This window comes from Cryobacterium sp. MP_M3 (assembly GCF_015752155.1).
Lineage (GTDB): Bacteria > Actinomycetota > Actinomycetes > Actinomycetales > Microbacteriaceae > Cryobacterium.
Map to the genome: position 1 here is coordinate 155,617 of NZ_JADOVI010000005.1, position 12,944 is coordinate 168,560.

A 12,944-nucleotide genomic window follows, 5' to 3' on the forward strand; every position below is an offset into this window, starting at 1 on the left:
CGACAGTTGTGAAGAACGTGCGAAAGACTCATAATGCCGGCAATGAAGTCGCCCGAAAGCGATGTGATTGCGAGTCCTGCCCGGATGCTTGCACCCAAGGCTCGAGGACGTTTCCCGAAGGAGGGATGTCGTATGAGGCGCACAATAGTCATCCTGCTCTCAGCAGCACTTGCCGCCGGAGGAGGCATCCCACCGGCATCTCAGTTGGCGGTCGCGGAGGAGGTCGTTCGACCCCACACAGAGGTCAGCAGCTGCCCCGCGGGAGTCACGGAAGTGGGCACATACGCCGAGTCCGAGCTAGAGGCTGAGTATAAGGACGACCTCGTCCTGTGCGACTGGGGTCCTCAACAGCCCGGTACTCTGCAGTTCACCTTCAGCAACAACTCACCAGTTGTTTGGGCATTCAGAGATGGAGTTGAACGATCGAAGGTGCCCGTCTTCAACACGATCTACCATGAGCCGGTCGGGATTGCTCCTCTGTTCTCGCAGTTCGCAATCTACACCGGCATAGTGGACAACGACTGGATCGTGGCACCCGGCGAAACCGTCTCCCTCGCCTCGATCAGCTCTATTGGCTGGGGGATTGCGTTCCCCCGGATCACCTCGAGTTGGCTGCTGTACAAGCAGCAGGCAGATAAGCTCGCGAGGCTAGGCAAGTCGTACGCGGCACAAATCGCAACAACGAACTACGAGTCCAAAACACGCACCTTTTTGTGGAACTGCGTCGAGGCGGGCGTGACGACGAGGAACGCTCTTAGCAGCGGCACAAACGCGGACCCGGTGGACTTCGCCGCCACCTGGTTGAAAACCGCGAGGGCGGACGCTGCCTGCACCAAGTCGTTCGCGGAGCTGTTCCCTAAGAAGTCGAGCAAGCTCCCTTCCTCCGTTCAAAGCCCGCGAAAATGGTTCGATACGACAACGAAGGGCCTGTCAAAAGCTGGTGCATTCGTCAGTGAAATCAAGGCGTCGCGTGAATGGATGGCGAACGTCACCGGATTAATCCGCAGCATCCGCCCGTGACGGCGTTCTCGCGCGTTCGCTCGCGACTGTCGCGGAAAGGCTGATTACTGGAACGCCGAGGTACCGGTGTTCGATGGAATGTTCCGCAAACGCCATGGCCACGACAAGGCTTTGGCGCGCCGATGAGTGCGAGCTCAACCGGGGGTCACCTCGGCAGCCGCGTCGCAAAGCTCGGGCAAGTCGCCATCTAAACTGGTCGTTTGCCCACGGAAGGAACCCCAATGAGCATGGAAGGCGCGGCCTGGAGCTCGCTGTACAAGATCTCTACCGCCAGGGACGGCAAGCACGGCTTCTCCCGTGAGTCCGTTCGGCGGATCATGACGTTCGCGGTGCCCTACCGGTCCAAGCTGCTGATCTTCATCACCCTCTCCACCGTGGGAGCTTTCCTCGCGGTCGCGACGCCGGTACTCGCCGGCCAGGTGGTCGACGTCATCGTCGCCCAAGGCGCGGTCACCACGATCGTTTGGCTCGCCGTCGTCATCGCCCTCGTGGCCGTGGCCGACGCCGCCGTGTCACTCGTGACGCGCTGGTACTCGGCGCGGATCGGCGAAGGCGTGATCCTGGACCTCCGCACCGCCGTCTTCAACCACGTGCAGAAGATGCCGATCGCGTTCTTCACCCGCACGCGGACGGGCGCCCTCGTGAGCCGCCTCAACAACGATGTGATCGGCGCTCAGCAGGCCTTCAGCGGCACGCTGTCCGGCGTGGTCACAAACCTCGTGGCGCTGATCCTCACCCTGATCGTCATGCTCAGCACGTCCTGGCTCGTGACGGTTCTCGCCGTGATCATGCTCCCCATCTTCCTGGTCCCCGCCCGCCGCATGGGCAGCCGCCTCGCCGCGCTGCGCCGCGAGGCCGCCGATCACAATTCCGCCATGAGCACGCAGATGACCGAGCGCTTCTCGGCGCCCGGCGCCACCCTCGTCAAGCTGTTCGGCCGGCCCGACGAGGAAGCCGAGGAGTTCCGCGTCCGCGCCGCCCGCGTCCGCGACATCGGGGTCCGCACCGCGATGCTGCAGTTCGTCTTCTTCACCGCACTGATGCTCGTCTCCGCTCTCGCCCTGGCGCTCGTGTACGGGCTCGGCGGCTCCCTCGCACTCGCGGGCCAGCTGAATACCGGCGACGTGGTCACCCTGGCGCTCCTCCTCACCCGCCTCTACGCGCCGCTCACCAGCCTCGCAAACGCACGGGTGGAGATCATGAGCGCGGTGGTCAGCTTCGAGCGCGTCTTCGAGGTGCTGGACCTCGACCCGCTCATCAAGGAGAAGCCCGACGCCGTCGCCGTCCCCGAAGGCCCGGTGGCCGTCGAGTTCGACAACGTCCGCTTCGCCTACCCGTCCGCGGACAAAGTGTCCCTCGCCTCTCTCGAGGAAGTTTCCACGCTGGACACCCGCGGCGGCGAGGAGGTGCTGCACGGCGTGTCCTTCAGGATTGAGCCGGGGCAGACCGTTGCCCTCGTTGGTACGTCCGGTGCCGGCAAGTCCACAATTGCGCAGCTCCTCTCGCGCCTGTATGACGTCGACAGCGGCGCCGTGCGCCTCGCGGGCACGGATGTCCGCGATGTCACCTTCGTCTCCATGCGAAACACCCTGGGCATGGTGACGCAGGACGGCCACCTGTTCCACGAGACCATCCTCTCCAATCTGCGCCTCGCGAGGCCGGAGGCGACCGACGACGAGGTGTGGGACGCCGTCCGCCGCGCGCGGCTCGAGCCGCTCATCCGGTCCCTGCCGGACCAGCTGGACACCATGGTGGGAGAGCGTGGCTACCGGCTGTCCGGGGGTGAGCGCCAGCGGATGACCATCGCGAGGCTCCTGCTCGCCCAGCCGCGCGTCGTCATCCTCGACGAGGCGACGGCGGCGCTGGACTCGACGTCTGAGGCCGCCGTGCAGGCGGCGCTCAGCGAGGCGCTCAAGGGACGGACGGCGATGGTGATCGCACACCGCCTCTCCACCATCCGCAGCGCGGACCTGATCCTCGTGGTTGAGGACGGCACGATCGTGGAGCGCGGCACGCACGAGGAACTACTGGCTATGGGTGGGCGGTACGAGGAATTGCACCGGACCCAGTTCGCCGTGCAAAAGAATGTTGAGGCCGATGAGGAAGCGCTGAGCCGCACCTAAGGCCGCTTTCGGTACGCCTGTGGCGGGCTCCTCGTGCAGCTCAGCGGCGCGGGCCGTTTGGAGTGACGGGGTGCGGATCAGCCGTTCGTGCATTCCGGAGACTACGGTGTCGGCGGATGCGTCATGTCGGTGAACGACAGGGCCGAGTCCCAGGCGAGGCGGCTGGAGGCCTCGCCCCGGCCGGTGCGCACCCTATAGGCCGCCCACCGCGCGTAGCGCCCGTCGGCCCGCCGCGCCAGCACCGGCACGGCGCGCAGGTGCACGCCCTCCCTCGGCAGTTCCTCACCGGGGAACGTGAGCGGCGTCGGACGCAGTGTGATGCCGCTCGGAACAACGGGAACTCCGTCGCGCAGCAGCGCGGCCTTGCGCAGTGACACCTGACCGGGCGTCAGCGCCACGGGTACCAGCGGGATCCAGTGCGCGGGCACGGGTGATTGCAACCTGTACGCCCGCTCCTCCTGGCTGAGACCCTCCGGCCACGGATCGGGGACGGGCGGCCGCTCGCTCGCGCGCCGGCGCGGGTCGCCGCTTCGCCCCTGCACCGAGTTCTCGATGGCCCACGCCATGTTCGCCATCTCGTCGCGCAGGAAAAGCACGTCTTCGAGGGCCTCGCCCACGAGTGTGCCGACGGCCACGGGAGGCAGCACGATGCCGGGGAGCATCCGTCCGGCCGCCGAGGCAACGCCGAACATGGTGAACGCGGGATCGGCGAGCTCCGGAACCGTCACCGCGTCGCCGAAGTCGTCGGTCAGGGTGACGATGCCGACCCTGTTGACCGCGCCGAGCAGGCCGTCGACAGGCACGACCAGCCAGTCGTCACCCGAGGACAACGCGAATTCGGCGAGGCAGAGCCTCGCAAGGTCGTTGGTCTGCGCCTCGATGGCGCCCACGTCGACAGCGCCGTCCTCGAGCTGCCAGTAGCGATCGGCCGGCATGCCGGGGAACCGCAGCGGGGTGGCGAGCATGGTCGCCTCGCTGCCGACGGGAGTTCCGGTCGGCGCCTCGTCGGGCAGCTCGGCGCTGGCGCCCTCGACCCATTCGAGGTCGCTCCAGCGCACGGATGCCGAGCCGAACTGAGTGCCCCGGGCGAACACGGCGTTGGCATTGTCGCCGAAGCGCAGCGCGAATCGGTACTCCAGGCGTTCGGTCGACCATGCCCCGCCGGAGTCGGGCGCGCCGCCGAGCCAGTCCAGCCACTCGGCGATCGCAGCGCGCGCGGCTGCGACATCCGTCGCCTCGCCGATCCAGCCGGGATCCCCGGCGCGCAACTCGGTGGCGAGTGTTCCCCCGTCGGGAACGGAACCGCCGAGCACAGCGAACAAACGGGAGGCCTGCGGGTCGTCGAGTCCGAGTGGATCGTTCGGGTCGTCGTCGAGAGCGAGCGGATGCCGCCCCGTGAGCGAGCGTGCGAGCGTCTCTTCGCCGGCGTCGGACAGGAGATCCACGAGCTGGGCTCCTGCCTCGGCGCGCTGTCGCAGACCGTCGCCGAACGCAAGCTCCGGGACATCCTGGATGAGCTCTTCGAGAAGCGCCCCCTCTCGCCACGGCCGCCAGTCGGCGCCGGCCAGATCAATCGAGTCGCCCGACAGAGGAGCCCAGGCTGTGATCGGCAACGCGCTCGATGCCACATGCACTGAGACGACGGATCCGGCATCCTCGCCGGTGAGCTCGCCGAACTGCCACTGCCGACCGAGCATCCACGCGGCATCGCCGATGCGCGCCTCGGCACCCGGAGCCGGGTCGCCGGTGATCGAGTCGGGCTCGAGCCGCACCATGGCCGGTGGGTCGGCAACCTGCAGCAGCTTCAGGATCCCCGCCAGGTTCTGGTCGGTCACCGCGCTGACCATCATGTCGATGGGAATCTTGACGGCCATCACTTCACCTCCGACAGGAACGGGATGCCGACCCCGGACCATCTCACTTTGGCCAGCTCTGCGAACTGGAGCCCCTTGCGGATCTGCAGCCAGGGGCTCGCCACGTAGATGGCGGGCAGGATGGCCGCGTCTCCCGGCGTGTACTCATAGGTGACCAGTCGGGCCTTGGCCAGGTCAAGAGCTTCCAGCACCGTCGCCACGACGGAATCGGTCGTCCACCGGTTGCCGTCCGGCGACACCGCGGAGAGCAGTACCTGTGGCGCCCTGGCCGATGCCTGGTTGGCGTGTACGGCGAGCCCGGTGGTGGCCCGTGCCGCACGCAGCGGGTTGTCGGGCGCCGCCGGATCGAATGCCCGGGGGTCCGGTTGGAACGGCAGGGTCTCGGCCCAGCCGTCGATGGCGAGTCCGGCGAACGCGCCGGCGAAGTCGTCATGGCCGCCGACGAGTTCGACGACCAGGTGGCTCGCGGATGCCGCCGGCCAGGGGATGTCGTCGGGCAGAGGCCCGGCCAGCCAGCGCTCCGTGCCCGCAGCCGGGTCTCCGGTAGCGTCATCGTGCTCGGTGAGCTGCACGATGCGCAGCGGGATGGGGATGCCGAGGGCCCCGCCGAGCAGCTGAGCCTCGGCGAGGCGCCCGACACCGGCCTGGACCGTGGCGTGGTCACGTACGAAGGCGTTGAGGTGTGCACGCGCCGGCTGTTTCGTCATGGCCGGTGTGGTGATGGCTGTGTGGAACGAGTCGATGCCGGCGGGCTTCGTCAGCAGGGGCAGGAGTACGAAACCATCGCCGAGGATCCCCTCGGCCACGGCGCGGCAGGCGTCGACGATCTCGCCGGTGGTGGCTGGGGTTTCGCGAGTCGGGTCGCGCAGGGCGACGAGCGTCGCCCGTGCCTGCCCCAGGCGTGCGAACGCCGCCTGCCACGCGCCGACGGCCCAGGCGACGTTAGCCGGAATCGCGGCATCCGGAACCAGGGGGACGCCGAAGGCGGCGAGCCCCCGCACGGCGTCGATGACGTCGGCCACGGCATCCTCCTCGACGGCCAGGCTGTCGGAGTCGATGGCGGCGATGACCGCTCGGCCGGAGGCGAGCACAGTGGCGAGGGCGTCGAGCACGGCGTCGACGCGGGCGAGCAGTTCCTCGGTGTCGATCCGGCGTTCCGGGGCAACGCCGGTGCGCACGAGGGAGTCGGGGCCGAGCGGGGTTCCTCCGGCGGCGAGCGAGCGGAGGCTGCCGGCGAGAGCGGCGGCACGCAGCAGTCCGTCGGCCAGCGGGGAGTCGGCCAGTGCGGGTATGGCCGCGCGCAGCTCACGGTCGAGTGATGCGGCATCGTCCGCGAAGACCAGGTCCAGGGCGGCCCAGCCGGCCTCGGCGAGGGTGTGACGGTTGGGGGTGTCGGTCACCGCGATGTCGGCAGGATCACCGAGGCGGCGCGCCGCCCAGGCCTCCAACCGTGGTTCGGCCATGGCACGGGGGCGAGTGTTCGACCAGCCGGTTGCGTCGGCCGGGATGGCCGCGAACACGCCGTGGGTGAGGATGCGGCCGGTCTGGCGCACGCCCAGGACGCCGAGGTCGGGGTCGACGGCGGCGCCGCTGGCCATGGCATCCATCGCGGCGGAAGCGCGCGACGGGTTGCCCGAGGAGTACTGCAGGACGCTCTCACTCAGAAGGGCGTCCGAGACGGCGTCGAGTGTGGCCGCGGCTCCGCGCATGGCTGCGGTCAGGAGGTCCCACTCCGCGTTCGATACGGGGTCCCAATTTTCGACGAAGGCGTTGTCGGGCTTGAGGCCGAGGCGGGCTCGCAGCGGCGGGTTGGCCACGGGGAGCGTATCGAGCGGGAACAGCCGCAGCAGTTCTGCGCCGTCGACGACATCGGCGGCGGCGACGCGTGCTGCCGCGACCTCCTGCGCCTCGTCGTTGCCGAGCTGGTCGGTGGCGGCGGGCGCGATCTGCCGCAGGCTCAGTTGGAACCGCGCCGCCGAGGTTCCGGCGAGGCCGCGTTCGATCTGGTAACCGAGCAGGGCCCCGATCGACTGTCCGGCCGCGACTCCTTCGAGCACGCGCCGGAGTTCGACGCCGCGCCGACTGGACAGGTCGATGGCGAAAGGCTGCTTCCCGGGCAGGGCGCCGATGTTGGAGCGGTGGGCGCTCGCGAGGACGCCGGCGGCGACGGCGTGCGAGCTGCTGGGCGCGTGGATCCAGCCATCCGGATCGCTCCGGGCCGCTCCCAGGCGGATCTGCTCGACGTAGCCGAATGCGCCGATGGTCATTCCGACGGGGGCGGTTGCCGCCAGGGTGGCCCGGCGCGCCGTCGCCACGCCCGTCGCCCACGCGTCGATTCGGTGGGATGCAAGATCCAGTGCAGAGGCGACGGCGATGCGGCGCTCGTCGAGCGGGGCCGCCGCGAGCGCGATCATGGCGGCTCGCACCTCGCCGCCCACGCCGAAGGCGTAGAGCAGTTCGGTGATGGCGCTGCTGCCCAGCCACCTCGCCTGTGCGGTGTCGCCGAGGTCTAGCGCCAACTGCGCCAGGGAGGTGCGTGCGGGCCTCGGCCACCGGTTCGATGGCGACGATGCTCACCCGCTCGGTCGGCTGCCCGTCGAAGTGTTGCACGGCGGCGACCCTCTCGGCGGCGGCGAAGAAGCGCTCAGGGGCGGTGTCGTCGACGGCTGCATCGGCGGATGCCGCCATCGTGACGACCCTCCTGATCTCGGGGTCGAGCTGCACGAAGTCGAGCAGCGGGCCCACGAACTCCTCGGGCGTGGCGCGGAATCGCAGGCGCTTGGCGCTGTCCCATGCGATGTCGAGCAGGGCCTGAAGTACGCTGTCGACCTTCGGTGTCGTCCCGGCCAGGATCTCGGCCACGACCTCGGCGTCGCGCTCTGACACGAGAGGCAGGCCGATGGTGCGGGAGTCGTCGTGTGGCGCCGGAGTCGACAGGATCTTGGCCGCGTCGACCGAGAACTGCGCGAGTACGGCCGTTCGCAGGTGAGCCTCGGCCAGCAGCTGGGCGGGATCCGCTCCGGTCGCGGCGGCGAACGAGGCGAGTTGCGGGCCGTCGACCGCCGGTCGGGCGCGCACGCCGGTGGCCACGGGGCTGGTGCCGAGCATGTCGAGCAGGTCTTGGTCATCGAGCTGGCCGCCTGGACGCACATGGGGAACAACGGGTGATCGGCTCACCCAGCGGGCGAGCGTGCGCCGGATCAGCGGCACGAGCTGCGCCGTGGTCTCGCCTGAGCGCGGGCTCCAGGCATCGAGATCCGTGACCGGCAGCACGCCGTAGGGCTGGGCGCCGATGCGCAGCGCGGGGGCAGTCCCCGCTCCGCGCACGTGGTCGCGGTGCAGGCGCCGGGCCGACTCGATGCTTCCCGGGGTGACCGCGGGGATGGCGAGGTCGTCAAGGCGCTCGAGCACAGGCTCCCAGGTGGCGAACCAGAGTGCGGTATTGGCGGCGGCCTGCGCCTCGTCCTGGGTCGAGACCGGTCCGGCGGGGATGAGATGCTCGACGGATGCGGCGTCGAGGCCGAGGGCTGCCGCGAGCAGGCTGGCGTCCCGCGACGGCATGCGCGATTCCACAGGCGGGGCGCCCGCGCTCGCGGCCGGGCGATAGGGCGAGCGTTCGGCATCCGCGTTGTTGGTGGCGGTTCCGGCGGCCAGCAGCGAGACGCCGTCGCTGAACCTGTGGCTGGTGAGGAGGTCGACGAAGTCGGCGGCGTTGGCCTCCTCCGAGACCGAGTTGCGGGTTCCGACCACCACGATGCGGTCGATGAGCGTAGTGCCGCCGGGAAGCTGCACCTCCACCCCCAGGCCCGCGCTCTGTGCCGCCTCGAAGTCGACTGTCCACTCCGAGCCGACCGGCACGGTCAGGCCGGCCACTTGACTCAGTGCGTCGTCGCCGAACGCGATCGGCGACAGCGGCACATCGGTCGCCACCGGCGAGCCGGTCACCGTGATCGGCGCGGCTCCGTTCGGGAACACCCGCACCACGAACTGGTCGGGAAGGCAGCGGGCGACGGTGCCGTGGGCCACCTCCTCCGGCAATGCGGGGAAGGTCGGGCCGCCCTGTCCTCGGGTGGCGAGGTTGATGGGCGTCGTGGCCTCGGCCACCCACCCGGCGCGGCGTTCCCCGACGGCCGCGTTGAGTGCGGGCCAGGCGACCGCATCGGCGGCGTCGATCCAGACGGCCGACCAGTAGGCCACTCCGGCGGCGACCTCGGCATCCGAAAGCGCGCGCAGCAGGCTGTCGATGTGTGCCTCGTCGGGCGAGATGCGCACCCGAAGCGTCGACGTTCCCGGAGTCAGCTTGCTCTCGATGCGCACGGGCAGCAGCACAAGGGGAACCTCGGGAGAGGCATCGCACGGGTCGAGGCGATCCCGCAGCCCGCCGATGATCTCGCGCAGGTCGTCGTCGAGCGCGAGGATCTCGCCGCGGCGCCCGTGGTCGGCCGGCCGCCGGATGAGCGTTCGGCGCTTCTCGGCAAGGGTGGCGATGCGCTCGCGCACTCTGGCCAGTACGGCTGGGGTATCGACGGGCATGGTCTACGCCTCTCTCACGATGAGGTCCGTCGCCTGGAAGGCGACCCGCACCGGACGGTGCAGGTGCTTCTCGGCATAGGCGGCGGAATGCGGTGCTGTGTCGGTGAGGTGCTTCTGGCCTGCCGGCAGCTGGGCGTCGGCCGGCCGCTGGAATCGGGTTGCGCTGGGATGCTCGGCGATGGTGATCCACCACTGCTCCCCGTCGAGTTCGTCGACGGAGAGGTCGACACCCACGAGTGCGATGTCGGGATCGAGCACCTCGGAGAACAGCACTCCGGCGGTCTGCTGCGGCGAGCCGACCTTCTCGAAAACCGGATCGCGCACGGTGCCCTGGTTCTTCACCGCTTGGATGATGAGATCGGGGAAACGCCGCACAAGCTCGCTCTTGACTACGATCACGGCGCGGCCGTCGCCGCCGCCGAGGGAGATCTGCGACGCCAGGGGCGTCGCCGGGAACAGGTGGATGGGCGTCGCCAGCTCGTCGACTGCCGGGTTCCAGAAGCGGTGGAAGTAGGTGCCGCGCTGGTCGGTCGGGTAGCCCCGCCAGAGCAGCTCCCGCCCCATCTCGTCGCTCAGGCCGACGAAGAACGCCGCCATGAACTCACTGTTGGTGGAGAGCACCGTGACGAAGTCGTCGGCCGGCAGCAGGCCGAGTCCGGGAACGAGCCACTCACGGTCGTACTCCTCGAGCGCGCGGTACATCGGCCGGTCGAAACGCGGCGCCGCCATGATCGGCGCGATCCGCGGTTGGGCGAACCAGCGATCGGCGAGGCCCGCGCTGAGGTGCAGTCGACCGGCGAGGGACGCGCGCACGGTGTGCCGGGGATCGATCGCCGCGGCGATGGCGGCGGATGCGACGGCCAGGGCGTCGCGGTGCGGCACGGCGTCGATCGTGAGCAGGGCCCCTGGATCGATGAGTGACGTCATCTCGGCGCGCAGCACGTCGAGCGGAAGCTCGTTGATGCGGTCGAGGGCGGGGGTGAGCTTCACCTCGGCCAGCTCTGCGAACTGCGCCAGCCCGGCGTCGAGTTCGGCCGCGTTCCCTATGTCGCCGAGCTTCTTGAGGTGCTGCACGTCGATGACCCTGAGGCCTCGTCCGCCGATGAGCACGTGGCCTTCGACCGGGACGCGACGGAATTCGCCTCCGCCGAGGGGAACTCGCACCGCGCCGCCGCCCTGCGGGAGGCGACCCACCGCGCCGCCGATGGGAGATCGCCTGATGATCGGCGCGCGGGGATGCAACGGTGCGACGACAGGGCCGACGTCGAAGGGGTGCACGTCGATCGGGTGCACGTCGAAGGGGTGCGCGCCGACGACGCCAAGGTCGACCAGCACCCGGTCATTCAGCTTCACGGCCGTCCCCTTCAGGCGCTCGCGCAGAGGGCGGGCGATCCTCGCCTTCGAGAGCGAGAGCTCGGCGGCGAGCGGTCCGACACGTTGGGCGCGGATGGACTCGACCGCGGGAACCGCCGACGAGCGCAGCAGCCGCGCGCTCCACCGGGTGGCGATGTCGGCGCCCAGGTCGAAGCCGGTGTCGACTGCCTTCCAGCGGCTCGGCTCGGTGAGGTAGGTGGCGAAGCCACCGTTGCCCTCGACGCGTGCGTTTGCTTCCTTCAACAGGCCGCCGATCGTGTCGACTGGAGCGCCGATCGCCGCGCCGACGCGCTGCAGGTCGAGGTGGGCGACGACGCCGGCCGTCAGCCGGCCGATGCCCTCGGGGTTCGCGTATACCCGGGTGAAGTCGCGGAGCCCCGCGTCGGTTCCCACGACGTTGCCGGCGCGTTGGCGGGAGGCGGCATCCGTTCTCCTGATCATCGGTCCGGCCGGGCGGGTGACCCGCCGAAAGGCGCTCCTGGTCGCCGCGACGGGGGTCGCACTCAGGACCACGTCGGCGAACAGCGTGCTGCCCGCGGCGACCGAGATACGGGTGGCGAGAGGAGCGGCGATCTGCAGCAGGTGCCCGGCCTGCAGGCCACTGAGCCTGCCGTGAAGCCTGGTGGCGAGCAGTTCTGCCAGCTGTGCCAGGCGGATGGCGCGATTCGCCGCCTCGACCTCGCCGAGCTGGGCCCACGCCGACTGCATCAGCCGCTCCTGGTCCCGCTGCACCACGCGGGTACCGAGCCCACCCACGATGCGCTTCACCGGAGCGAGGTTCAGTTCGGCGAACCAGTCTGAGCCTTCAATGACGGCGCTGCCGCGGTGCAGCTTGGCGTAGATGCGCGGGCCGATGATGGGCAGGTCAGGCACGCCATCCGTCTGCTCCTGCGTGCCCTCGATGGCGGCCGGCAGGTCGAGTTCGGCGCGCAGGTCGTCGACCAGGGCGTCGGGCCAGACCGCCGTCTCGGCGATCTGCTGCTCAGGGGTTGACGGCGCGCTCGGCGAGAACAGGGCGCAGCGCAGCACCTGCTTGCGCCCGACCTCGTCGGCGCCGAGGGCCCGAAGCGGCTTGCCGGGCTGCGAAGTGTCGATGAACTTGCGCCCGACCTCATAGGGCGCTGCGATGCCCTGCAGCTTGATCGCGAGCGAGCGGAAGTCGCCGTCGGGACCCGTGCGGAACTCCCAGCTGTCGTAGACCGGGAGGCGCATCGGGTCGGGCGAGGAACTGGTCCATGCAGGGTCGAGGGTGCCGCCGGTGAGGCCGAGGCCTCCGCGCACGCCCACGTCGGTCGTCGGCACGAGGGCTGCGATGTAGTCTGTGTCCTGCTTCAGGATGCGCGGCGAGATGAGCCTCGACAGGTTGACCGGAGCGTGCGCAGGTGAGAACCGGGCGGAGAGATCCTGCCCTGTCGTCGTGGCCGGCGCCTGGGCATGCGCCCAGAGGTCGGCGCGGGTGAGCGTCGGCAGTTGCGCGAGCGCCACCTGGAACACGGGGAGCAGTGCGGTGGACGCCGGTTCGCGTGTGACCGCCGAGCGCTCGAGCACGACAAGGGTGAGCCAGGGGCGCATGACCGGAGCCTGCTTGGCGGCGCTGAATGCCCACGGCAGCTCGGGGCGGTCGAACTCGATGTGGGCCAGCACGGTCTCCTCGGCTGTGCGGGCACCTGGGGCGGGGAAGCGCCGCACGATCTGGGCCGGGTCGATGCCGCGCACGTCGCCCGGACCGTACAGGGTCACCGAGAGGGCTGCGGATGCCGATCCCCCGACGCTGTCGGCCAGTGGTACCTCCACCCGGGAGCTGGAACGAACGCTTCCGGCGGGCGGAGCGCTCGCTGCTGCGGCGAGACCGCCGACGACCGTCGACGCGAACTCGAGCGACTCGATCGGCACGGCGCTCTCGTCGAATTCGTCCTCCGGAGCGATCATGAGGGCGAAGGCGTCGCGCACCACATGGGTGGCTGTTCGGGCGAGCGGTGCGACGACGCTCGCTGCGATGGCATCCAGGTCGGCCATCAGG

At 69.7% G+C, this 12,944-nt stretch carries 8 protein-coding genes; 5 read left to right on the forward strand and 3 right to left on the reverse strand.

Going from position 1 to position 12,944, the window contains the following annotated elements:
* The first annotated feature begins 132 nt into the window (after window positions 1-132).
* Together IWX89_RS08155 and IWX89_RS08160 are read left to right on the forward strand one after the other, a co-directional pair.
* Window positions 133-1,020, forward strand: a complete 888-nt coding sequence (locus IWX89_RS08155) for a hypothetical protein (protein WP_196903064.1) — start codon at window positions 133-135, stop codon at window positions 1,018-1,020.
* Window positions 1,021-1,241: 221 nt separating this feature from the next.
* On the forward strand, window positions 1,242-3,143 hold the full coding sequence (locus IWX89_RS08160) for an ABC transporter ATP-binding protein (protein WP_196903065.1): 1,902 nt from the start codon (window positions 1,242-1,244) through the stop codon (window positions 3,141-3,143).
* Window positions 3,144-3,244: 101 nt separating this feature from the next.
* On the opposite strand, the gene IWX89_RS08165 is transcribed toward IWX89_RS08160, so the two are convergent.
* The gene (locus IWX89_RS08165; RefSeq protein ID WP_196903066.1) at window positions 3,245-5,017 is read right to left on the reverse strand and encodes a hypothetical protein; all 1,773 of its coding nucleotides are present in this window, start codon (window positions 5,015-5,017) and stop codon (window positions 3,245-3,247) included.
* Window positions 5,017-7,536: a hypothetical protein gene (locus IWX89_RS08170; protein WP_196903067.1), complete on the reverse strand. Its 2,520-nt coding sequence runs from the start codon at window positions 7,534-7,536 to the stop codon at window positions 5,017-5,019. Before IWX89_RS08170 ends, IWX89_RS08165 begins: the two co-directional genes overlap by 1 nt.
* 13 nt (window positions 7,537-7,549) lie before the next feature.
* Between IWX89_RS08170 and IWX89_RS08175 the strand changes: the two genes are divergently transcribed.
* The 3 genes from IWX89_RS08175 (at window position 7,550) to IWX89_RS08185 (ending at window position 9,209) form a co-directional block, all read left to right on the forward strand.
* The gene (locus IWX89_RS08175) at window positions 7,550-7,900 is read left to right on the forward strand and encodes a hypothetical protein (protein ID WP_196903068.1); all 351 of its coding nucleotides are present in this window, start codon (window positions 7,550-7,552) and stop codon (window positions 7,898-7,900) included.
* Between the two features lie 102 nt (window positions 7,901-8,002).
* Window positions 8,003-8,185: a hypothetical protein gene (locus IWX89_RS08180; RefSeq protein ID WP_196903069.1), complete on the forward strand. Its 183-nt coding sequence runs from the start codon at window positions 8,003-8,005 to the stop codon at window positions 8,183-8,185.
* A 778-nt stretch (window positions 8,186-8,963) separates the two neighbouring features.
* Window positions 8,964-9,209 (forward strand): hypothetical protein, encoded by a 246-nt coding sequence (locus IWX89_RS08185; RefSeq protein WP_196903070.1) that lies wholly within the window; start codon window positions 8,964-8,966, stop codon window positions 9,207-9,209.
* A gap of 344 nt (window positions 9,210-9,553) precedes the next feature.
* Here IWX89_RS08185 and IWX89_RS08190 read toward each other — a convergent pair whose 3' ends face one another.
* A complete protein-coding gene (locus tag IWX89_RS08190; protein WP_196903071.1) occupies window positions 9,554-12,940 on the reverse strand; it encodes a hypothetical protein in 3,387 nt (1,128 codons plus the stop codon).
* Between the last annotated feature and the right edge of the window lie 4 nt (window positions 12,941-12,944).